Source organism: Nocardia iowensis (genome assembly GCF_019222765.1).
Lineage (GTDB): Bacteria > Actinomycetota > Actinomycetes > Mycobacteriales > Mycobacteriaceae > Nocardia > Nocardia iowensis.
Genome location: NZ_CP078145.1, coordinates 7,904,155 through 7,926,531, shown reverse-complemented (window position 1 = coordinate 7,926,531; position 22,377 = coordinate 7,904,155). Strand labels below are relative to the sequence as shown.

Sequence of the window (22,377 nt, the reverse complement as noted above, 5' to 3'; positions counted from 1 at the left end):
CAGTATGTCACCGCATGGCCGGACGCCGAGTCGACCAGCGGCTTGGCGTCCAGCAGTACGAACACGATCAAATCGGTGGAGCGACGAACAGCCCGCGGTCGATGTCGTTGTGGGACTTGGCGGCGATGAACTCGTTCATCTCGTCGGCCGTGCCCCACTGATCCGCGTTGGCCGGGTCGCGCAGGTCGTAGAGGTGCGGATGCCAGGTGTCCTCGTCCAAGATCTCCAGCTCGGTGGTGTATTCCACGGTGTTACCGGCCCGGTCCAGGTAGTAACTGAAGGAGTTGTCACCGGCCCGGTGCCGGCCCGGCCCCCACAGGCGCTCGATACCCAGGCGGCGCATCCGTCCCGTCCCCCGCATGTACTCATCGATGCCACGCATCTCGAAAGATGCATGGTGGAACGCCGCATGCGGTCCGCGCACGATGCCGAAGCTGTGGTGGAAGTTGTTGCACCGCAGGAACCACATGATCTCGTGGCTGGTGCCCAGGCACATGGTGTCCGAAAGGCGGAGCCCCAGGTGCTTGATGTACCAGCGCACCGTCGCCTCAGGTGTGGGCGAGTTCATAAGCACGTGAGACAGCCGGACCGGAACGGGCTCGCGGGCCTCGATCCTGCGGTGGCGCCGCGGGGTGACATCGGCGGAGACCTCTACGACGCGCCCCTCGTTGTCGAAGAAGCGGACCGCGTAGCCGCCCCCGGGAGTATCCAGCAGTTTCGGTTCGTGCACCAGCCGCACGCCCTGCGCGATCAGCTGCTCGGTCAGGGCGTCGACATCGGCGGCTGCGGCCGCGCCGAAAGCGATTAAATCGGTGCGCTTTTCGGCGTCCTCGCGTAGGCGAACCACGTACTGTTCCGGAGACCCTTCGGCCGCCAGAAACGCGACCCCGGTGTCGTGGGCGGTCTCCGTCAAACCCCATGTCTCGGTATAGAACCGCCGCTGCTCGGCGAAGTTCGGCATCGCGATATCGACGTGCCGCAGATGGGTTATCAAGCTATTGGTGCGCACGGGTACTCCTCGATGAGTCGGTTAATTGAGTCGCTCGGTCAGCCAGTCGACGACGGTTTCGAGCACGGGACCTCGGCCCATATGACCGCCGGGGAACATCCGCGCGGCCTTGGGGCTGCCGTGCTCGAGCGCCAAATACAGGTCCGCCGAGGCGTTTTGCCGATCGTCCTTGCCGTTGACCAGCAGCAGCGGGCACGACGGTTGGTCCAGCACCCCTTGGTCGAGCAGGGACAGCTCCGGGCAGCGGGCGACGTAGTCTTCGAAGCTGTTGCCGCCGAAGATGCGCGCCCGCGCCGGCATGAGGTCCATCAGGTAGGACGAGGCATTGCGGCTGCGCTCCTGCCATTCGGGCTGGAACGTCAGATGGATGCCGCCGCCCCAGTTGACGGCGGCGGCCAGCTGTTCGCGATGGGTGTGGGCGAGCTTCATCGCCCAGTAACCCCCGAATGAAAGGCCGAGCGCCGCAACCTTTTCGGAGTTGAGGTCCGGCTGCCCGCGCAGCCAGGCGAAGACGGGATCCCATTGCCGCTCGGCGTCGCGGCCCGCCTGCACCGGCGACTGCCCCACCCCCGGTTTGTCGATGTGTAGCGTCGCGAACCCGCGTTCGCGGAGCATCCGGCCGCGCGCGTAGGTTTCCTCCTTCCATACATCGATCCCGCCCCACATCAGGACTACCGGCGGTCGCACCGCCGCTCCGGGCGGGCGTGCCACGAAGAACCGCAGCGCATCGCCGTCTCCGGCACGCCCGTCGAAGGTCAACTCGACGTGCTGGACAGGTGTGTGCTCCAGCGCGGACATCCGCCCGAAGTACTCCACGGCCAGGTCGTATGCGTGCAGCTTGGCCGGGTGCAGGGGCGAGGGATAGCGGCCCAGGAACGCGAATTGGTATGCCTGCCACCAGTTCTCCAGCGCTTGCTCGCGATCGTCGCTTGCCTCGGCCGCGCGCGCCCGGCTCGCGAATTCCTCCGCTCCGGCCAGCCAGTGCCCGGCCCAGGACTCGGGATCGATGCCGGGGAGCGTTTCGATGTGCCGCGCGGCGGCATCGTGATCGATGGCGTTGAAAGGGTTCCTGCGTTGCTCGAGGTGTTCGCGCAGCCACTGTTGGGCGTCGGACAGGGTTCGGGTGGTTGTAGCGGACACCTGTGTGTCTCCTTCTGATATGTGAACGCCCGGTGCGGCGGCGCGCGGGATGGTTACGCGGGCTCGGCCATCCGCCGATGGCAGGCATCACCCAGCGGATACGCCTCGCTGTGGCGTTGCGCCTGTTCCAAGCCGGAGATTGTCACCGAGGTCCGCACGAGCGTGCGGCACCGCTGTGCACGCCGGGCGACGAACGCCTCGACGCCGCGCTCGACGGTCGAGTGGCGTTTCAGTTCCTCGGCCAGGACGAGCCCGTCCTCGATGGCCAGCGCCGCGCCGCTGGCCATCTGTGGCGCCGGTGCGTGTGCGGCATCGCCGATCACGACGCAGTTTCCGCGGTGCCAGGCGCCGCTCAGGAGAACGGTGTGGACCGGTCGGCGAACGATCGAGTCGGACGCGGATGCCAGCGCGCGGAGTTCTTCCACCCGGCCCGGGAAGACCGCCAGCAGGTCGGCCAGCCGCGAGGCGAGCTCGGCTTCGGGCAGCATGTTCGGCTGCACCCCGTTCTCGGTCAAGAACACATAGGCATGGCGACCCGAGATGGGCACGATGCCGGCCGTGTTGACCTTCCCGGCGAACTGGTGAATACCCGTCGCCCACGCCGGACGCGGCACCAGAGCCCGCCACACCATCTGCCCGAGGTAGTCGACCGGCGTCTCGAAGCCGAGCAAGCCCCGCACCGACGAGCGGATACCGTCCGCACCCACCAGCAGGTCGACCCGTCGGTCCGTGCCGTCCGACAGGCGCACGTCGACCAGAGCCTGTTGCGGGTCAATCGAATTGACGGTCAAGCCGTGGTGTACCAGCACCCCGCACCGCTCGGCCTCCGCGTGCAAGATGCGGTGCAGCTGCGGGCGAGCGATGCCGACCATCGCCGGACGCCGCGCGCCGATGAGCCGCGGCAGCTCCACCCGGTCGCTCGGTATGCCGTCGACGTCCACATGGGTGATCACGCTCATCCCATAACCCTCGGCCAGACACGCGTCCGCCAAGCCCAGCGCATCCAGAGCACGCAGCGACGGACCGGTCAGGCACAGCCCCCATCCAGCGGTCGCACGGTCCCGACTGGCTTCGGCGATCTCGACCTGCCAGCCCGCGCGCGCCAGGGCAGCCGCCGCGGTCAGCCCGGCGACACCCGCCCCCACGATCATGGCCGACCGCTTACCGCGAAACTCGTTCATACCCAACTCCTGAGCGCCGATTTCATCGGAACGATAGGAGCGGCCAGCCACTCTCGTTATCCGAATCTGGCGGCGACCATCCACTTCGGGCAACCGGGTTCTTTCGCACCAACCGGACGCCTCCGAGCGCTGGGACGAGTTGCTATCGGTGGCAATGAGTCTCGGCAACGAGGGCACGCTTTCGGCCGACACCGAGCCGACCGGATTCGGCAAACCGACCCCCGCGGGTGGGTCGCTGCGTGCGATCGCTGCCCGCTTGGGCGGACACCGGCGAGGCCGAGGTTTGCTGTTGAGCCCATGGCTGACTCGGCATGTACCACCGTGACACCGGCCATTCGGGCCTCCGCCGTCGGGACATCGCTCTGGCGGGCGGCTCAATTCGAAGGGGTTGGAGTTGGATCCTCGACACAATGCCACGGCGACGGTCTAGGTCGGGTTTGTGGAGCCTGTCGGCGGGAACAATCTCTCGGCCGAGTCCGTGATCCTCTTGGAACACGACCACCCCATGCCACATACCGTTCCGGTCCCGGCGCCACACGAGGAGAATTCCCTCGCGAGTCTCCGGTCCGTCTCCTCCGACCCTCAACCCATGGCCGTCTTCCCGGTGCCGCGCCCCTGGACGCCTATCCGTGGGTCGCCTCCCGCGCGTGGTAGGGCAGGTCAGGTGAGCGCTTTGCGCAAGGGCTCGGACCACGGTAGCCAGCGGGGGTCGGGGCCTCCGGTGTCGTCGCCGACCATGTTGGTGCAGGTGTAGCCGACGGCGGTGCCGGATTCGGGGTGGGCGAAGCCGATTCGTCCGCCGGTGCCGATCTGTCCGAAGGCGCCGTTGCCGAGGAGTTGGGTGGGGCGAGTTAGTTCGTAGCCGTGGGCGAAGTAGTTGTTTCGCGGCATCATGTCCAGGGGCGCCGGGTGGTTGAGGCCCTCGGTTTGGGGTTGGCGGGCCCGCTCTACCGCTTCCGGGGTGAGCAGGCGGATGCCGTCGATTTCACCGATCGTCGCGGCGAACATTCGTGCCACCGAGCGCGCGTTTCCGATCCCGTTGCCGGACGGGACTTCCGCCGCGTGCCCCGCTCGGGTATTCAGCAGCGCGAGGCCCTCGTCCCTTGTCGCGACCGTCGCGAGCGTCGCGCGAACCAGCCGTGTGCTGACGTCGACCCCCATGCGGATCAGCACCGCTTCCACGTCGGCGGCGCCGGGCATGTACCGGCGGGTGAACTGCGGAACGACCCGGTATTCCTCGTTTTCCGGCAGGCCGATCCACATACTCAACCCGAGCGGCTCGGCGATCTCGGCGGCGAGGAACTCACCGACGCTCTTTCCGGTGACCCGCCGGATCAGCTCGCCGGCCAGGTAGCCCCACGTAAGGGAGTGGTAGTAGAACGCGGTTCCCGGCTGCCACAGGGGAGTCATCGACTCCAGCGCGGACACGCACGCCGACCAGTCCGGCAAATCTCGGGCCCCGATATGGGATTCGGCATCGAAGCTGGACAGCCCACCTCGATGCGACAGCACGTCGGCGACCGTCATCTCGGCCTTGCCCCCGGCCGCGAACTCCGGCCAGTACGCCCGAACCGGGGTGTCGAGGTCGAGCTGGCCTCGATCGACAAGGATGTGCACGCAGGTCGCGGTCATCCCTTTCGACACCGACATGAGCACCGTCAAAGATTCCGCGTCCCACGTCTTTCCGGACTCCGGGTCCTGCCCCGTCCAGAGGTCCACTACGACGCGCCCCTGGCGATACACGCACAGCTGCGCGGCGCCCTCATCACCCTCGTGTGCGCGCGTGAAGCCGTCTCGGACCCCTTCGAACCCGCGCTCTACAAAACCCTCCACCAACGCCTCGAGCCTCCTCGACGAGATCCAGCGGGGGCACCGGACAGGCGAAACCCCTTCGCGCCCAGACGATATCCGACTGGATGGGCCTTTTTCCTGTCGCGCCGGTTCGCTTATCGGGTGAGGCTAGCGGGGCGGGGCAGGGTTACCGCCGGGGAATGTCTCGGTTGTCATGCAGAAGAGGGTGACTGCGGTGTAGTCGTTCGTCTCCCAGCCGATGGCTTCCCAGGCGGACTCGGTGTTGGCGAAGACCGCCGACGGGGAGTCGCCAAGTAGGCGGTAGCTGAGGGCTCTGCGTCGGAACGGAACATGAGTCCGCCGCGGTCGCTTTGGTCCCTTAGGGTGGCCAGATCTCGCAGGTAGCGGGTCCGCGACGACTGGAGGCTTGGGTGGCGCAGGCGAGGAAACTGAGTCGGCGTGCTGTTCTTGCTTCGGGCCTGGCGGTCACCGGGCTGGTGGCGGGCATTCCGTCGGACACTGCTCGGCGCGACGGTCGACGGAACACGGTGGACGCGCGACGGGATCCGGCGCATACCGACGTGTTGTTCATCGGTGCGCACCCGGACGACGAATCGAGCAATCTCTCCACTTTCGGACAGTGGCACGAAGACCTGGGCTGGCGTACCGGCGTCGTCACCGTCACCCGTGGCGAGGGTGGCGGCAATGCCGTCGGGCTGGATGAAGGACCGGAGCTGGGCCTGATCCGGGAGACGGAGGAACGGACCGCAACCGCGTTCGCCGGGATCGAGAACATCTACTACCTCGACAAGCCGGACTTCTGGTACACCCTGTCCGCGCCGCTGACCGCACGCATCTGGGACGAACAGGACACGATGGCCAGGCTGGTGCGCTTGGTCCGCCTGACGACACCGCACACGATCGTGGTGATGGATCCGCGTCCGTTCAATCAGCATGGCGGACATCAATTCTCGGCGCGTCTCGGAATTGAGGCGTTCCGGCTGGCGGGTGACCCGAACGCATTTCCCGGGCAGCTCGCCGACGAGGGGCTGGCACCGTGGCAGCCCAGCAGGCTTCTCGCCCAGAACTACCGGTTCGACTCGCTCCTCGGACCCGAAGCACCCGAACAGCAACGCACCGATCCCGACACTGGGTTGCCGGTCATCGGCGTGTGGTCCGGTGTCCGCTCGCGTGTCCACAACACGACCTGGGCGCAGGTCGAACGCGACGCCGCCCGGCTATATCTGACACAGGGTTTCGCCGCGATGCCCGCGCGCGTGCCATCGGACGCGCGGCAGCTCGGTTCTGATTGGTTCACGGTGCTGGCCGAGGACGGCCGGTTCATCGAGGCGACGGTGCACCGGCAAACCGGATTGAAGCCGCTGTACGCCGAGTTCGCCGCGTGGGCCGACCGAGTCGGCTTGCCGTGGTTGGCCAACCGGGTCCAACCGGACTACCCGCCGAACCCGAGCACTACGATTCCGGCCGTGGCGATCGCGCCGGTCGTCAATGCGGTCGAGGGACCGGGGGAGTATCCGGGACCAGAATTGCCGCTCGCCGTCTGGCAAGGCGGCGGCGGGTGCGCCGCGACCGCGAAGCTGGCCAGGCACAACGACGACCTGTACGTGCTGGTCGCGGTGACTGACGACCGGCGGGGCGCCGAACTGGCGGCCGACGACATCAAGCGGCATTGGCGCACCGACTCGGTCGAGATCGCCCTCGATCCACGCGGCGATTCCGACGACACCTCCACCACCTTCAAGACCGGCATCCTGCCGTACTCGGCAACAGGCGGCCCGGCCGCCGAGCGCGATGCCGACAATCATCAGGGCTCGGCGCTATCGGGGATGCGGGTGGCCGCAGTGGTCACCGAACCGTACCGGGGGTACACGGTCGAGGTGAAGATCCCGCTCACCGAGCTTCCCGCGGCGGTCGACCCCGACAGGTTCGCGATGAACATCCTTGTCTACGACTCAGATACCGACGACAAGACCGGGCAGACCCGCCTGGCTTGGTCACCATTCGGCAGTGCGCAGGCAGACCCGTACGTGTGGGGCACCGCAAAGCTCGCGGACTATCGCCAACCAGTAATTGCGCCGACCGGGATGCCGCCCGTCATCCCGCAGACCGCCGCCCGCAGCGCCGACTCGTCCGCGTCGCTGGCCCAGGCCAGGCGTACCGGAGTGCCCATCGCGGGCGGCCCGAGGCCCAGATCCGCACGCTAACCGAAACTTTCGTGCGGACCTGGCTGGGCGCGTGCCGTCAAATAACCTGCGAGACCTGGTAGGCAACCCCGCCTTCGATCAGATAACCCGAACCGACACAGACGATGTCGTTCAGCCACGCGTACTGCTCCGAGCCGGTTTCGAAGAGCGGAGCGGTTCGAAAGTAATAACGCGCCGGGTCGATCTGACGGCTCTTGACGGGATCGGCGAGGTCGTCTCGCAGTTCGGGCGGAATGACCCAGCGTCCCCCGTAGGTCACCTGGATCAGGGCGTCGTCATGCGTGCGTAGCGTCAGCCGCACATCGAGCGTCATTGCTCGGTCGGGACGAAACAATGCCCAGTCGCCACCGCCCGGCAGTACTTCGCCGCGGAGCTTCGGCCCATCGAACGATCCGCCGGCAGCGCCGAACAGGATCCGATGACCGAACGGCCCCTTCCCGATGTCCAGCGGCGGATTCAAATCGATGGCCATGTCGAACAGGTGGGTCGTCTGGATCTCGGCGACGGCCCGCACTCGTGAATCCGGTGTCATGTCAGTGCTTTTGGTAGTCACACGTTAAGCATACGGTCGACCGTATAGTTGGTAAAGGGCTTGTTGCCGCAAGTGCCGGTCGCCTCGGTGCATGCGCGCAGGTCGCCGGGTCATTCGTCTTTTCATGGGGTGTCGCGATAACTTGGTCGCGTGATCAGGAATTCGGTACCCACGACGGCGGGAGCATGGCGGGCGGGTGACGGCGCCGCGGTGTCGTTGCGTGCGGCGACGGTGGCGTGGGCGCTGGCCGCACATGCCGAGTTGTCCGAGATCGCCACGGGGTACGGGCATTTCATCACCGTCGGCGAGTTGGCCGATCGGGTGCAGGAGGCCTCGGGGGTGCATACCGAGGCGCCGACGCGCACCTGGATGGACGCGATCCTGCGCAAGATCGCCCGTCGCTGTCACAAGGCGGGGGAGCCACCCCTCACCGCGCTGTGTGTGCGGCAGAACCACACCGTCGGCGACACCTACAAATACGTACTGGAGCTTGCCGGATTGCCGATGCCGGACGATCTCGAATTGCACGCGGCCTACGCCCGCTGGCAGTGCTACGAGTTCTACGGCGCCGCAATGCCTTCCGATATGGCGATTCCACCCCTCACCCCCAAGGTGGCGGGCCGTCGTTCGACGAGCAGCACCGCGCAGGTGGAAGTCAAGCCGCAGCCGACGCGTGCGGCCGTATGCGCGCAGTGCTTCATCCAACTCCCCGCCAACGGCGTGTGCCACTACTGCGTATGAGGGACCGACCCGCCATCGGGGCACGGGTCGCCGGAATAGTTCAGGCCGAGGGCCTGGTGCACCAAAAGGGCGACCGCGGGCGAGTCGGGGAGGATGCCGTGGTGGAAAGAATCGGTGGGGCATACGTCTTGGACCCACACATTGTCGACGGTCGAGCCGTGACCGGCGCGGAGGAAGGTGGCTTCGGGCGGGGTGACGACGTGGTCCACGCGCGTCGCGATCGCCGTGTAATGAATGCCGGGTTCGGTGTCGCCCGCGGCATTGAGGGTGCGGATGAATTCGCTGCCGGTCAGCTGTTGCGCCGCCGCGATACCGAGCACCCTGGCAATCACGCCGTCCGTTATTCCGGATGCGCTCCCGGTCGGTAGTAGCTGGCCGAGTCCATCGGCCGTGGTGCCGTGGTGGGTGGCGGCAATGGTGACGAGTCGGCCGACCTTGTTGCGGCTCGCATCGCCGCGATACGCGCCGCCCTCGAACCGCAAGTACTGCCGGGTGAGCGGACCGCCCTGCGAATGCGCGACGATATCCACCTTCGCCGCGCCGGTGGCATCGCGCACCCGGTCGACGAACGCCGCGAGTTCCCTGGCGGAGGAGCGGATGTCCGCCGTGCCGAAGACGCCGGGAGCCGAGCCGCGCACGCTGAACGGCGCGTGGCCATAGTTGAGCGAGAAAACGCATACCCCAAGGCCTTTCAGCTGCGGCGCCAGGGTGTCCCACGAGTTCTGATTGCCCCACGTCCCGTGCACGAGCAGCACCGGTTCCGGCCGGGCCGATGTCGGGACGCACCCCCAATCGTTCGCGCCCGCGGGCGCGAAGGCGCCATCCCGACTGATATCGGCCCACGCGGGAGCGGCCGCGACCATTCCCGCGACCACGAATGTGACAGTCAGAGCGGGGATTCCTCGACGGCATGCACGCGCAGGCATCGACGCACAACTCCTTTCACCAAAAGGTCTGCACGGCAAATTCGACGCCAATCACGCCACCAGGCATTGTGCTTCCATGCAACCATTAGGGCGAATAGGTGGCAAACATGTTGCCGGAGTGGCGCGAAAAGGTTTCTAGAGCGACCGAGCGGTTTTCGGTACATGCGAACTATCGGCTGCATAGGCTCACGAAGCTTGTTGTTCGACCGCCTGGAGTTTTCTGCGATGACGATGCCCCCGCCCACCGCGCATAGCCGGGCCGTGCCCGCCCCGCCCGGTTCGCCGATCGACACCGACGGCCCGCGGGTGTCGCTGTATTCGCCGGAGTTCGCGGCGGATCCGCACGGCGCCTATCGGCAGATGCGCGAACGATACGGATCGTTGGTGCCGGTGGAATTGGCGGCGGGCGTGCCGGCCACTTTGGTGATCGGGTATTACACCGCGGTGCGGATCTTCAATGATCCGGACCATTTTCCGGCCGATCCGCGCACCTGGCAGCAGAGCGTTCCGGCCGACTGCCCGGTGTTGCCGATGATGCAATGGCGGCCGAATGCCTTACGCAACGCGGGCGCCGAGCACGCGCGCTACCGGCAAACCAATACCGCGGGGCTCGACAAGGTCGATCAATACGGTCTGCACGACACCGTCGCCGAGGTCGCGATACCGCTGATCAATTCGTTCTGCGCGGACGGCTCGGCGGACCTGGTGCGCCAGTACGCTTTTCCGCTCGCCTTCGCGGTTCTGAACGCCTTGCTCGGTTGTCCTGCCGAGATCGCGCAGCAAGCCGCGACCGGTATGGCCGCGATTTTCGAGGGCGTCGACGCCGACCGCGGGAACAAGATGCTCATCGGCGCACTGCTGGAGTTGACCCAGCTCAAGCGAGCCGAACCCGGCGACGACGTCACCACCCGAATGCTGCAGCACCCGGCCGGGCTGAGCGATACCGAAATGGTGCACCAGTTGGCCACGCTGTACGGCGCGGGCATCGAGCCGCAGCAAAATTTGATCGTCAATACGTTGCTGCTGATCCTCACCGAGGAGCGCTTCGGCGGCAGTGTGCTCGGCGGCAGCCTGTCGACCAGGGACGCACTCGACGAGGTGTTGTTCAATGACCCGCCGATGGCGAACTTCTGCATCAGCTTCCCGAGGCAGCCGATCTTGATCGATGACATCTGGTTGCCCGCCCACCAGCCGGTCGTCATCAGCATGGCCGCCTGCAATACCGACCCGGAGATCGCCGCGAACCAGTACGCGGGCAACCGTTCCCATCTCGCGTGGGGCACCGGCCCGCACGTCTGCCCCGCCAGTTCGCTGGCCTACCTGATCGCCCAGGACGCCATCGACCAGCTACTCGACGCCTTACCCGAGCTAAGCCTCGCGGTGCCCGCCACCGACCTCACCTGGCGCCCCGGCCCGTTCCATCGAGCACTGACCGCCCTCCCCGTCACCTTCCCCGAATCTCCACCGTTACCGCAGCCGTAATTGCCCGCGCAAAGGGGGTGCGACCGGCGACAGGCCGGGCGGGTGGTGGGGCATCGTGGCTGGTGGGACTTAGGGTGCGGAGATGGCTAACCTGCATGGTCAGCATGAGCGGCGGCGCACCAGGGCGGAGTGGTTGGCGATGGTGCGGGCTTCGCCCTACCTGCCCGCGACCGTGCTGGTGTTGCTGGTTGCCGCGGCGGCGGGATTGTTCGCGGGGTCGTATACGTACGCGCTGGCGAATCCGACGCCGCGCCAGATTCCGATCGCGGTGGTCGCACAGGATCCGCCGGTTCGGGAGTTTCTGGCGGAGATGCAACGTTCGCTGCACGATTCGCTGGCCGTGCGGGGGTATGACAGCGCGGTGGCGGCTCGCTCGGATGTGGACGAGCAGAAGGTTTTCGCCATCGTCGGGGCGGGGTCGCCGGGTGTGCGGCTCGATATTTCCAGTGCGTCCGGTCAGTCGGTCGCGCAACTGCTCAGCGGGACCGCGGCGCAGGCCGGTCCGGTCGTGGGGGTGCCGGTCGAGGTCACCGATGTCGTGCCGTTGCAACGCGGCGATCCGCGCGGGCTGGCGATCTTCTACATCTCGCTGGCCGCGGTGATCATCGGCTTCATCGGCGCAACACAGTTCAGTGTGCAAGCGTCCGCGCTCAACCCGGCCGAGCGGATCGGTTTCACCGTGGCCTATTCGGTGTTCGGCGGTTTCACCATTGCGGCGGTGGCGGATTGGGTGCTCGGTGCGGTTCGGCTGCCGTTCGCGGAATCGTGGTTGATCCTGTCGCTGACGATGTTCACCTCCGGGATGGTGTTCACCATGTTCAACACCCTGGTCGGACGGTGGGCGATCCTGCCGACCTGGGGTTTGATGGTGCTGCTCGGCAACCCGTCCTCCGGCGGCGCGGTCTCCTGGCCGCTACTGCCCTCCCTGCTCGGCCACATCGGCCGCTGGCTGCCGCCTGGCGCATCGGTGAACGCTCAGCACACCGCGGTGTATTTCCGTGCGCACCAACACCTTTTCCCGTTTCTGGTACTCGGCGGCTGGGCGCTGGTCGCGTGCGCGGTGTTCTGGATCTGGCGTCACCGTCATCCGGGCGGACGGCCGACGCGGAGTGCACACGCCGCCTGAAACAATGACCGGTGCAGCGCAATGGTTCTCGGCACGCGCGCATTGTGCTGGCGAAGTGGAGCGCAGCGGGCGGAACTGCGCGCGGGACCACCGTCAGATCGGGAAGTGGTCGGCGAGGAACTTGCCGAAGACGTGCCTGGAGATCTGGGTGCCCCAGTCACCCCAGGTGAAGTCGTAGATGTGTTCGCCGTAAGGGATTGCCAGCAGCTGACTTTCGACGCCGACCCGGCGTAATCTTTCGTTGAGTTCGACCGAGCCCCGGTACGGGGCGACGTGGTCTCTGGTGCCGTGCAGCAACAGCGTCGGCGGCACATTCGGCCGGACGTAGGTCACCGGGGATGCCGCTTTATAGCGGTCGGGCACCTGGTCCGGGGTCCCGCCGGTGTAGTCCGCGAGAAAGGCGTGCATCCGGTCGGGCAGACCGGTATCGCGCCAGGCCTCGGCCAGGTCGGGAACGGGGTAGAACGCCGCAACCGCCTTGACGGCCGTGTCGGTCACCGCACAACTCGGCAGCACTCGGTCGTCGGCGTAGGCGGCCATCAGCGCCAGATTGCCGCCCGCCGAGCCACCCGCGATCATCACCCGCTCCGGATCGATGCCGTACTTGCCTGCCTGCTGCTTGACCCACCCGACGGCGCACTTCACATCCGCGGGCGCTTGATTCCAGCGCGGCGGCGGGGTGAGCCGGTAGTCGATGGCGAAGACGGCATATCCCTTGTCGGTCAACCACTTATGCCACTCAGGCGCCTCCCCGCGATCGCCGTGGGCCCAGCCGCCGCCGTGCACCCAGACCACCGCGGGCCGCGGCGCCGTGCCCGCGGGCAACTTCACGTCGAGCCACAGATCCGCACCCTCGACGGTGTTGTACACGGCGCTCGACGATTCGACGGGTGCGCCGGTATTCGTGCCGCCGGTGAGGTAATCGCCGAACGACAGCTTCGCGTCATGCCGTACGGCCATCCCCCACGACGCGGCCAGCGGAAAGCCCGCGGCGACCACGCCGAGCAGGCACACCAGCCCGGTCACCGCCGCCACCCGGCGTACCCCGATGCGTCCCTTCCTGCCGAATGCGATGAGCGACAGCGCGAATCCCGCCGAGCCGAGCGGGATCAGGTACAACCCATAGTCGCTCACCAGATGCGTCAGCAGCACGAAGGGCGCGGGAATTCGCACCATGAGGATCACGTAGCTGAACGCGACCATCACCACGGCCAGCACCGCCGCCAATGCCGTAATTAGCCAGCGAATGACCATTCGATCATTAACGCATGGCCACCGGCGGCCGCCACGGCGGCACGCCGGTCGCTGGGCGCGGCGCCTGGTTCAGGACTGCCGCCAGGCGGCGATCGCGGCTTCCCATCGGCGGTTGGTAGTGAATTCGAGGATTTCGCGGCGGTCGATCAGCACGTAGATCTCGCCGACCGTGGTCGTCTGCATGATCAGCGGCTTTCCCGCATCGAGCAGGCCACCGATGAATCGGCCGTAGAGCGAGGTGAACGCACGGCGCAGCGAGAGGATCGCCTCGCGCGGCAGCGTCAGATCGCCCGCGTCGCTCCAGTCCGTCAGCACCAGGCCGTGGTCGGTGAGTTCGATTCGGCCGCGCCGCGGAAACAACGCCCGTTGACTGACGATCCCGGCCGCTTTGTCCGCGATGCTGTACTGCCGCAGCTCCGCCACGGTGGCAGCGATGTAGCTCGCACTTCGCACAACATCCGTCACGACGAACACCTTCCGGCCGAATAGCAAGCTCTGTGGGGAATTGTCCGGCCGGGCAGCGATCTTGCACATCGGCCCACCGGCCCGATCGTTATCGTTCGAAGGATGTATTTTCCGGCGTCACCGCTCCGCCTCGGGGCGTATGCCGCGGACTCCACCATCCTGCTCAACGGCTGATGGAGCTCGGCCACAACTACCTCCGGCTCGCCGCGATCCGCCGAAGGGTGGACCCGGAGAACCGAATACGCACGGTCCTGCTCAGCTGAATCTCGAACGCACTCAACAGGATTCGATGAAGGCTAGGGGGCTTCGCGGACGAGGAGGGCGCGGACGTAGACGAGTTGGAAGCCGATTGCTTGGACGTTCTGCTGGGATTTCGAGCCGGGCAGGGTGGTTACCACGGCGAGGTCGCAACCTTCGGCGGCGGCGTAGGCCAGGCGGGTCGACAAGAGCGAGGCCTGTACCCCGCGGCGGCGGAAGGCGGGCAGGGTTGTCGCTCCACAGAGTTGGGCGACACCTTCGGTGCGGCGCAGGCTGGCACCGCCGACGGGGACACCGTCGAGGTGAGCGAGGGAACCGGTGAAGCCGGTCGTCGCGGCGAGGTCGCGCATCGCGGCGTCGAAGGCTTCGCGAGGGAACTCCTCGGTGGCGGTGACGCCCTGGGTGTCGGGTGCGGCGAAACCATCGATGAAGACGTTCATCCAGGTTTCGAACTGTTCGGGGCCGACGGCGGAGATCTCGACTCCTTCGGCCGGATTCGCCTGCCTGCCTTGGTCCAGACGCGACGCGAGTACGTTCTCGAAACCGGTCAGCAGGTAACCGCGCCGGGTCAGGCGTTCGACGACGGTGGGGTCGGCCAGGGTCGAGACCTCGAACTGCACCGGCGCGTCCCGCTCGGCGTAAGCCTGCTCCACGGCCTTCAGCTCACTGTCGTCGAAGTCGCCGGTCATGCCGACACCGACGACCTTGTTCAGCGGCGAACCCGCGCCCGCCCACACCGCGAGGCCGCTGCCGATGGGGTGCACGAGCACCTGCTCCTTCGGGTTCCGCCGTGCGGCCGCGCGGGCACCCTCTTCCATCATCGATCGTTCGACGCGCTCGATGCGGGCCGAAAGGTCGGTTCCGGCAAACAAGCTCAGTTCAGGCAGCATGGATGCATTCCTACCAGGGTAGGCGCAGAATTCGAGACGATTTTACTGTGGCCCATCGGTCCGCCCACGGCGCTGGCTCGACTACAACTGGGCGGAGTCCCGGAACGCTCGCGCAAGCGAATCGGATTCGTCACCGGCCCTTCGCAATGGCACCACCGCGGCGAGAATGCCGAGACCCGCCAGCGGAAGCAGATCCAGCGTGAGCACGGGCGCCACGGCGCTGACCGTCATCACGATCGGGCTCCACCAAGGCAGTCGTCCGGCCCGCGCGAGCAGGATGGTCAGCACGACCAAGCCGAGGAAGAACAGCGGCGGCCCGACCGTGTAGAACGCGAGCCGAACACCAGGGGTATCCGAGAACTCATGGCTGAGCCGGGACATGCCCGCCTTGTCCGCGGCCTGTGCGGCGAACACGATGTCGGCGCCGAATTGGACGATTGAGGTAACCAATCCGACCAACGTGACGGTCACCGCGGCGGTCCGCAGGCCGCCGGGGCCGAGCAACTGTCCGAGCCCGAGTACGGCCGGGACGAAGAGCACCATGCCGATCAGGCCGACGATGTGCGCTGCCTGCCAATCGAGGCCCGGCCCGTAAACACCATCCGCCAAACCGAACAGCCGGAGCACTCCGTACCCGGAAACGAACAGGGGCGCGATAAACAGCAGCACTCCAGGGGATTTCACGCTCATAAGCTTGGCAGGGCGGGCGCGCGGAGACCTCCGGGAAAACCCTGGTTCCGGATATCCGGGTGACCGTGGCGCGTGTTGGGCCAACCGATACCAAAGTGTCGCCTTCTTCCGGTCGCGACCGGGCCGACCGACGGTGATGATGTTGGTGTTCAACACGTTTCATCCCACGAGGAGCCCGTTTCAGTGTCACAAGCCAATCTCGACCTGGTCGCGCAGGTGTACCGCGCCTTCGACGAAATCGATTTCACGGCCATCGAGCGACTGTTCGACCCCGATATCGAGATAACGATGACCGCGCAATTACCGTGGGGCGGAAAACACGTAGGACACGAGGGCGCCATCACATTCTTCGGCACGATGCTGTCGAGCATCGAAGCCAAGTCCATTCCCGAACGCAGCTTCGCCGCGGGCGACGACGTGGTCGTGATCGGTCGCGGTGTCGGTGCCACCAGGCAAGGTGTCGCCTTCGACCTCCCCCAGGTGCACGTGTGGCACGTGCGGAATGACCGCATCGCGGGATTCACCACCTACCTCGACACCCCGGGCATGCTCACGGCACTCGGCGAGGCGCGCTAACCGAATCGCCCGAACCACCGCTGGCCCACCGCCTGCCGCGGTCGGCTGGCTTGAAACTGCACACCCTTGAGTGAGCCGCACACCCCGTATACAGGGTGTGCGGCTCACGCCGTAGTCAGGTGTGTTGTCGTGGACGGCGGCGATACTCGCGAAGTAGATAAGTAGATTAAATAAATTGGTGATATATTTTGGGGGTGGCAGGACAGCGGCACGGGCTTGATGTCGACGAGCTGGTCAGGGTGATGGGAGCGTTCACGAGGGCGTCCATCCGGTTGCCCAGCGCTGAGAAGCACACGTTCACGACGCTTTCGGTGTTGCACACGCTGGTCCATCGGGGGCCGATGCGGTTGTCCGCGCTGAAGGTGACCGAGCAGATCACTCAGCCCGCGATCACCCAGTTGGTGAGTCGGTTGGAACGGGACGGGTTGGTCGAACGCCGGCCGGATCCGGCGGATGGCCGGGCGGTGCTCGTCCGGGTGACCGACGCCGGAGCGCGGGTCGTCCAGACGCGACATCGGGAGCGGGTCCGCCGGATCACCGAGCTGGTCGCGGCATTGACGCCCACGCAACGACAAAGCATCAGCGCGGCACTGCCCGCGCTCGAGCGGATGGCCACGCTGATGGACTCGCCTATCTCGGAAGGACATTCATGACATCGCAGTTCCCGCTCGAGGCCGCGCCCATCCACGTCACCGACGACGTACTGGACGATCTCGCGGCACGGCTCCGGCTCACCAGATGGCCGGACGACGCGGGCAACGAGGACTGGTACTACGGCGTCGGCCGCGGGTACCTCCAGGAACTCGTCGAGTACTGGTTGAACGAATACGACTGGCGCACAGCCGAAGCCGCGATCAACGCCTACGAGCACTACCACGTGAGCGTCGAGGGCGTGCCGATCCACTTCTTGCGCAAACCGGGTGTCGGACCCAACCCGACGCCGCTGATCCTCACCCACGGCTGGCCATGGACCTTCTGGCACTGGGCCAAGGTGATCGACCCGCTGGCCGATCCCGCTGCCTTCGGCGGCGACCCGGCCGACGCCTTCGACGTCATCGTCCCCTCACTGCCCGGCTTCGGCTTCTCCACGCCGTTGCCGAAGCACCCCGACATGAACTTCTGGAAGGTCGCCGACCTCTGGCACACGCTGATGACCGATACCCTCGGCTACCGGAAATACGCCGCCGCAGGCTGCGACGTCGGCGCACTCGTCACCGGTGAGCTCGGCCACCGATACGCCGACGAACTGCACGGCATCCACATCGGGTCCGGCCAGAAACTCACCCTCTTCAACGGCGACCGGGCCTGGGATCTCGCTGGCGGCCAACCGATCCCGCCGGATCTGCCCGAGCCCGCTTACCGGCAGCTCCTCTCCTTGGAGCACCGGTTCGCCGTTCACCTGGCGGCGCAGGTCCTCGCGCCGAGCACCCTCGCCTACGGCCTCACCGATTCGCCCGTCGGCCTGCTCGCCTGGATCCTCGAGCGCTGGGTCAAGTGGAGCGACAACCACGGCGACATCGAGTCCGTCTTCACCAAAGACGACATCCTCACCCACACCATGATCTTCTGGGTCAACAACGCCATCGGAACCTCGATCCGCTACTACGCCAACGCGAACCGCTACCCATGGACTCCCGCGCACGACAGAATTCCGGTCATCGAAGCCCCCACCGGCATCACGTTCGTCGGCCACGAAAACCCGCCCGGCGTAACCACTCCTGAGCAACGGGTGCAGAGCTGGCTCGCCAGCGACCGCGCCGAGTGGTACAACCACGTCAACCTCACCGCCCACGAAGCAGGTGGCCACTTCATCCCTTGGGAACTCCCTGACGCCTGGGTTGATGATTTGCGCCGCACGTTCCGCGACCGCCGTTGAGTGTCCGCGACCGGTCAGCCGGGTAGTCGCTCGGCGGGATAGTCGTCCAGTGCGCGGTCCGCGTTGCCGACGATGACCGGATGACCGACCAGATCGAACATCGCGATATCGGAGTGGTGGTCGCCGAAGGCCGCGCAAGCGGCCAAGTCCACATCGGCGCGATCGGCGTAACTACGCAGTGCCGCCGACTTGTCGTCGCCGACCATGGTTGAGATGACTTCGCCTGTGTAACAGCCATTTTCGACACCGAGCACGGTGCACAGGATGGTGTCGGCGCGCAGCAGGGTCGCGATGGGGCGCAGCGCGGCGTCGAAGGAGCCGGACACCAGGACGATTCGGGTGCCGGAACCGGCGAGTTCGTGCAGGCGATGGCGCACTGCGGGATTGAAGAAGCCCGAGGTCGCGATGCGGGAGGTGAACCAGGCGCGGCCGACGCGATGGACCTCCGCCACGTCGCGATTGGCCCAGTGGCGATAGAACCAGCGGTGCGACTGAGCGCGGCTCATGCCTTGCGCACGTAGCGCGTAGAACTCGCGGATCGTCGCCGCGCCGTCGACATCGGTCCGGCCGTTGGCGTCGAATGCGAACAGGGACAGGAAAGTGATCTCCCGGACCAGGGTTTCGTCCACATCGACGAATGCCGCGGGCACCTCGCTGGCCGGGAGATCTTGCGCGGGAAGGGATTCGAGCGGCCCGCTGATCATGACGCCAGCCGCGACGCGCGGGCGGCGGGGGCTGGAAGCTGCCGCACCTCCGACGTCACCCCGAACAGCCGCAGCAGCGGCGAGGTCATCGCGGTGGTCACCAGCGCCATCACGACAAGGATCGAATAGAGCTGCACGCCGATGAGTCCGGTGGTCAGGCCGACATTCAGGATGATGAGTTCGGTGAGCCCGCGCGTGTTCATCAGACTCGCCAGCGCACCGGCCGCACGCGGTTCGATCCCGGTGGCGCGCGCGGCGAAATAGGTACCACCGAGCTTGCCGACCAGGGCGGTCAGCAGAATCGCGGCCAGCTCGAATACCCCGGCCCGGTCGAGCGAGCCGAGATCGACCTGCAGTCCCGCGACGACGAAGAAGGCGGGCAGAAAGACCGAACTCAGCAGTTGCGCACCGGCTTCCACGGCGGGCCGGTGGGTGCGCGGGAAGATGACGCCGAACAGGAAGGCGCCGAAGATCAGGTGCAGACCGATCCATTCGGTGGCCGCACCCCACAGCAGGGCGCCGGAGACGGCAAGGAAGATCATCGTATTGGTGGTGGTCGCGGCGGTGGATCGCGCGGCACGAGCCAGCAACGGGCGCACGATCCACCACATCGCCGCCACCAGCGGTACGAACAGCAGCAGCCGCCACTGATCGCTGACACCCGGTCGGGCGATGCCGATGACGAAGGCGAGCACGATCCAGGCCAAGATGTCGTCGATGGCCGCGCTGGCCAGGCTGAGCTGCCCGATCCGGGTGCCCATCAGGCCGCGATCGTGCAGGATCCGCGCCAGCACCGGGAACGCGGTCACCGCAAGGGCACAGCCGATGAACAGGGCGAAGCCCAGTGCACCGCCGTCCTGGTGTCGTGACAGAACCGCAAGGGCGACACAGCAGCCGAGCACGAACGGGACGAAGTAGGCCGACAGCGACACCGCGGCCACGACGCGCCGGTTGCCGTCGAACGATCCGCGATCGATCTCCAGCCCGGCCAGGAACATGAAGATCATCACGCCGACATTCGCGAACGCGCTCAGATAAGAGCGGATGTCGTGTGGAAAGACCATTCCGGATAAGTGTGCCCCCAGAATTGTGGGCCCCACGATGATGCCGGCCGCTATTTCGCCGATTACCGCGGGCTGACCCAGACGCTCGGCCAGCCTGCCGAGCACGCGCGCGGCCGCCGCGATGAGCACGAGATCCACCAGCAGAAACACCATCTGGTTACTGGACAACGTCAGCTCCGTTCGAAATGGGCGCACGCGGTGGCCGCCCGGTTCCTCCGTCGGAGCCGCGCCGGAAGACCTGTCGATCCAGATTTCCCGGTTAGGACCCCGACTCCCCGGGTACAACGATAACGTGCATCGCTGAGTGCGCGGATCTGTGTGATTCACGGCACACTGTCGTCGATCCGGTCATCCGTGCTGGCGGAAAGTTGCACCTTCTTGTCGCGGATCGCGCTGGTCAGAGGCGGGTCCGAGTGACGATACTTCGAACCTAGGCTCGAGTTGCCCCAGTGAGGGGAGGCACTAGTTGTTCGACGGTAAGACAGTTCTGATCACCGGCGCCGCAACAATTATCGGCACCGAAGTGGCCCGCGTATTCGCCGATCAGGCCGCAGACATTGTGCTCGGGGATATCGATGAAGACGGGGGTCCTCGCGCCGCGGCCGACGTGGGGGAGCGGGCGACTTTCCTACCCCTGGACATTCGCGACGACGAATCCATAGCCCAATTCATCACGAAGGCCGCCGGAAATACCGGCCGTATAGACGCATTGGTGAATATCGCCTGCATTTACGGCGACGACGAAACGACGAACCCGCGAGCGCAATGGCTCGAGGTGCTGAACACGAACGTGATCGGCACGGCACTGATGTGCGAAGCCGCGCGGCCACACCTGAGGGAGTCGGCGGGGTCCATCGTCAACTTCACCTCGCCGAGCGGCCACGTCGCTCAGCACGGCCGCCTGCAGTACCCGGTGAGCAAGGCCGGAATCGCGCAGCTCACCCGCAGTCTCGCGCTGGCATACGCGCCCGACGGGATTCGGGTGAACAGCCTCGCGCCCGGCTGGACCTGGTCCCGGGTCATGCACGACATCACCGGCGGCGACCGGGCGCGCACGAACAGCGTGGCGGCGCCGTTCCACATGCTCGGCCGGGCGGCCGACGCGAGCGAGGTCGGCGAGGTCGCCGCCTTTCTCGCCTCGGCCAAGGCGAGTTTCGTGACCGGCGCGGAATGGGCCGTCGACGGCGGATACACCGCACTGGGGCCGGAGCAGACGTTCTCGGCGATCGCCCTTCTCGTGCAAGAGAATTAGGAACACGACGGTGAACAAAGAAACGTTATCGGCCACCACTCTGCTGGCCGCGGCCCGTTCGGTAGCACCCAAACTGGCCGAGCGCCGCAGCGAGATCGACACGGCACGGCGCATTCCCGACGATATCGTCGAACTGCTGCGTACCCTCGGCATCTATCGCATGTGCTTCAGCACCGAACACGGTGGGCCCGGACTCACCTCGCTGGAACAGCTGGAAATCGTCGAAGCACTCTCCTACGGTGACACCGCGACCGGCTGGTGCGCCATGATCGGCGCGGCCACCGGCATCTACGCCGGATACCTGAACGACAAGGCCGTCGCCGAGCTGATGCCGACACTGGACCTGGTCACCGCGGGCCTGATCTTCCCGGCGGGCCGCGCCGAACGGGTCGACGGCGGCTATCGACTGTCCGGGCGCTGGAAGTTCGGCAGTGCGATCACCCACGCGGACCTGGTGATCGGCGGCGCCTTCGTGCTGACCGACGGCCGGATGGAGACGACACCGGCGGGCAAGCCGGTGGTCCGGATCTTCTTCATGCGCCGCGACCAGGTCGAGGTCTTCGACACCTGGGACACCATGGGTCTGCGCGGCAGTGGCAGCAACGACTATGCGGTCGAGAACCTCTTTGTGCCGGAACATCATTCCTTCAGCTTCAGCGAACGCAAAAGCGGCACAGGTAAATTGGCCGAACCGGAGGCGCTGGCCCGCATCATGCCCGGCGTTCCGCTCGGCACGGCTCGTGCCGCCCTCGACTATGTGCGCGACCTCGCCGCGGGCAAGGTCATCGCCGCGACCGGGCAGAAATGGGCCGACAACTACCGCGCCCAATACATTCTCGGCGAATGCGAAATGGAATACATCGTCGCGCGCAGCGCTGTCGTGGAAACCATTGACACGCTGTGGGGTTCGCTCGACAAAGAGCGTTTCGCGAATCTGTCGCCGGACGCGCGGATCAGCACCGCGCTCGCGCGCACGCACGCGTTCCGCGCCGCCCGCCGCATCATCGCCCGCCTGTGTGAGCTGGTTGGCACGGATTCGATCTACAAGCCGAATCCGCTCGATATCTGGCAGCGCGACATCAACACCATGGCGACCCACATCATCGCCCACGACGCCGTGATCCAGTCCACCGGCGCATTCCTGCTCGGTGGTCAACCCGAATTCCCGTTCGTTCTCGGCCTCGGCTGAGCGAAA

At 66.4% G+C, this 22,377-nt stretch carries 21 protein-coding genes; 9 read left to right on the top strand and 12 right to left on the bottom strand.

Features of this window, described 5'->3' with window-relative positions:
- Positions 1-67 precede the first annotated feature (67 nt).
- The 4 genes from KV110_RS36590 to KV110_RS36575 all read right to left on the bottom strand — a co-directional run bounded on the left by KV110_RS36590 (position 68) and on the right by KV110_RS36575 (position 5,163).
- Positions 68-1,009: a VOC family protein gene (locus KV110_RS36590; RefSeq protein ID WP_246634195.1), complete on the bottom strand. Its 942-nt coding sequence runs from the start codon at positions 1,007-1,009 to the stop codon at positions 68-70.
- A 21-nt stretch (positions 1,010-1,030) separates the two neighbouring features.
- A complete protein-coding gene (locus tag KV110_RS36585; protein WP_218471694.1) occupies positions 1,031-2,149 on the bottom strand; it encodes an alpha/beta hydrolase family protein in 1,119 nt (372 codons plus the stop codon).
- A 53-nt stretch (positions 2,150-2,202) separates the two neighbouring features.
- Complete coding sequence (locus KV110_RS36580) at positions 2,203-3,330, bottom strand: FAD-dependent monooxygenase (RefSeq protein WP_218471693.1); 1,128 nt, start codon at positions 3,328-3,330, stop codon at positions 2,203-2,205.
- Positions 3,331-3,990: 660 nt separating this feature from the next.
- Positions 3,991-5,163, bottom strand: a complete 1,173-nt coding sequence (locus tag KV110_RS36575) for a serine hydrolase domain-containing protein (RefSeq protein ID WP_218471692.1) — start codon at positions 5,161-5,163, stop codon at positions 3,991-3,993.
- Positions 5,164-5,552: 389 nt separating this feature from the next.
- Here KV110_RS36575 and KV110_RS36570 point away from each other — a divergent pair, with 389 nt between their 5' ends.
- A complete protein-coding gene (locus KV110_RS36570) occupies positions 5,553-7,346 on the top strand; it encodes a sugar-binding protein (RefSeq protein ID WP_246634194.1) in 1,794 nt (597 codons plus the stop codon).
- A 37-nt stretch (positions 7,347-7,383) separates the two neighbouring features.
- On the opposite strand, the gene KV110_RS36565 is transcribed toward KV110_RS36570, so the two are convergent.
- On the bottom strand, positions 7,384-7,860 hold the full coding sequence (locus tag KV110_RS36565; RefSeq protein ID WP_218471691.1) for a DUF3237 domain-containing protein: 477 nt from the start codon (positions 7,858-7,860) through the stop codon (positions 7,384-7,386).
- A gap of 168 nt (positions 7,861-8,028) precedes the next feature.
- On the opposite strand from KV110_RS36565, the gene KV110_RS36560 reads away from it, so the two are divergent.
- Positions 8,029-8,619: a hypothetical protein gene (locus KV110_RS36560; protein WP_246634193.1), complete on the top strand. Its 591-nt coding sequence runs from the start codon at positions 8,029-8,031 to the stop codon at positions 8,617-8,619.
- On the opposite strand, the gene KV110_RS36555 is transcribed toward KV110_RS36560, so the two are convergent.
- On the bottom strand, positions 8,607-9,494 hold the full coding sequence (locus KV110_RS36555; protein ID WP_218471690.1) for an esterase/lipase family protein: 888 nt from the start codon (positions 9,492-9,494) through the stop codon (positions 8,607-8,609). The genes KV110_RS36560 and KV110_RS36555 overlap by 13 nt on opposite strands.
- 276 nt (positions 9,495-9,770) lie before the next feature.
- Here KV110_RS36555 and KV110_RS36550 point away from each other — a divergent pair, with 276 nt between their 5' ends.
- Together KV110_RS36550 and KV110_RS36545 are read left to right on the top strand one after the other, a co-directional pair.
- Positions 9,771-11,027 (top strand): cytochrome P450, encoded by a 1,257-nt coding sequence (locus tag KV110_RS36550; RefSeq protein WP_218471689.1) that lies wholly within the window; start codon positions 9,771-9,773, stop codon positions 11,025-11,027.
- Between the two features lie 82 nt (positions 11,028-11,109).
- The gene (locus tag KV110_RS36545; protein WP_246634192.1) at positions 11,110-12,153 is read left to right on the top strand and encodes an ABC-2 transporter permease; all 1,044 of its coding nucleotides are present in this window, start codon (positions 11,110-11,112) and stop codon (positions 12,151-12,153) included.
- Between the two features lie 93 nt (positions 12,154-12,246).
- Here KV110_RS36545 and KV110_RS36540 read toward each other — a convergent pair whose 3' ends face one another.
- From KV110_RS36540 to KV110_RS36525, 4 genes are all read right to left on the bottom strand, one after another.
- Entirely contained in the window at positions 12,247-13,407 is a 1,161-nt protein-coding gene (locus KV110_RS36540) for an alpha/beta hydrolase (RefSeq protein WP_218471688.1), read from the bottom strand.
- Between the two features lie 69 nt (positions 13,408-13,476).
- Positions 13,477-13,872 (bottom strand): hypothetical protein, encoded by a 396-nt coding sequence (locus tag KV110_RS36535; RefSeq protein ID WP_246634191.1) that lies wholly within the window; start codon positions 13,870-13,872, stop codon positions 13,477-13,479.
- 296 nt (positions 13,873-14,168) lie between these two features.
- The gene (locus tag KV110_RS36530; RefSeq protein ID WP_218471686.1) at positions 14,169-15,020 is read right to left on the bottom strand and encodes a GNAT family N-acetyltransferase; all 852 of its coding nucleotides are present in this window, start codon (positions 15,018-15,020) and stop codon (positions 14,169-14,171) included.
- An 81-nt stretch (positions 15,021-15,101) separates the two neighbouring features.
- On the bottom strand, positions 15,102-15,704 hold the full coding sequence (locus tag KV110_RS36525) for a hypothetical protein (protein ID WP_218471685.1): 603 nt from the start codon (positions 15,702-15,704) through the stop codon (positions 15,102-15,104).
- Between the two features lie 189 nt (positions 15,705-15,893).
- Between KV110_RS36525 and KV110_RS36520 the strand changes: the two genes are divergently transcribed.
- The 3 genes from KV110_RS36520 (at position 15,894) to KV110_RS36510 (ending at position 18,162) form a co-directional block, all read left to right on the top strand.
- A complete protein-coding gene (locus KV110_RS36520; RefSeq protein WP_218471684.1) occupies positions 15,894-16,286 on the top strand; it encodes a nuclear transport factor 2 family protein in 393 nt (130 codons plus the stop codon).
- Between the two features lie 194 nt (positions 16,287-16,480).
- Positions 16,481-16,939: a MarR family winged helix-turn-helix transcriptional regulator gene (locus KV110_RS36515; protein ID WP_246634190.1), complete on the top strand. Its 459-nt coding sequence runs from the start codon at positions 16,481-16,483 to the stop codon at positions 16,937-16,939.
- Entirely contained in the window at positions 16,936-18,162 is a 1,227-nt protein-coding gene (locus tag KV110_RS36510; RefSeq protein ID WP_218471683.1) for an epoxide hydrolase family protein, read from the top strand. Before KV110_RS36515 ends, KV110_RS36510 begins: the two co-directional genes overlap by 4 nt.
- A 14-nt stretch (positions 18,163-18,176) precedes the next feature.
- Here KV110_RS36510 and KV110_RS36505 read toward each other — a convergent pair whose 3' ends face one another.
- A complete protein-coding gene (locus KV110_RS36505; RefSeq protein ID WP_218471682.1) occupies positions 18,177-18,866 on the bottom strand; it encodes an HAD family hydrolase in 690 nt (229 codons plus the stop codon).
- Positions 18,863-20,098 (bottom strand): cation:proton antiporter, encoded by a 1,236-nt coding sequence (locus KV110_RS36500; RefSeq protein WP_218471681.1) that lies wholly within the window; start codon positions 20,096-20,098, stop codon positions 18,863-18,865. The genes KV110_RS36505 and KV110_RS36500 overlap by 4 nt, the downstream gene beginning before the upstream one ends.
- Before the next feature lie 298 nt (positions 20,099-20,396).
- On the opposite strand from KV110_RS36500, the gene KV110_RS36495 reads away from it, so the two are divergent.
- The gene (locus KV110_RS36495) at positions 20,397-21,182 is read left to right on the top strand and encodes an SDR family oxidoreductase (RefSeq protein WP_218471680.1); all 786 of its coding nucleotides are present in this window, start codon (positions 20,397-20,399) and stop codon (positions 21,180-21,182) included.
- 10 nt (positions 21,183-21,192) lie between these two features.
- Positions 21,193-22,371, top strand: a complete 1,179-nt coding sequence (locus KV110_RS36490; RefSeq protein WP_218471679.1) for an acyl-CoA dehydrogenase family protein — start codon at positions 21,193-21,195, stop codon at positions 22,369-22,371.
- Positions 22,372-22,377: the final 6 nt, after the last annotated feature.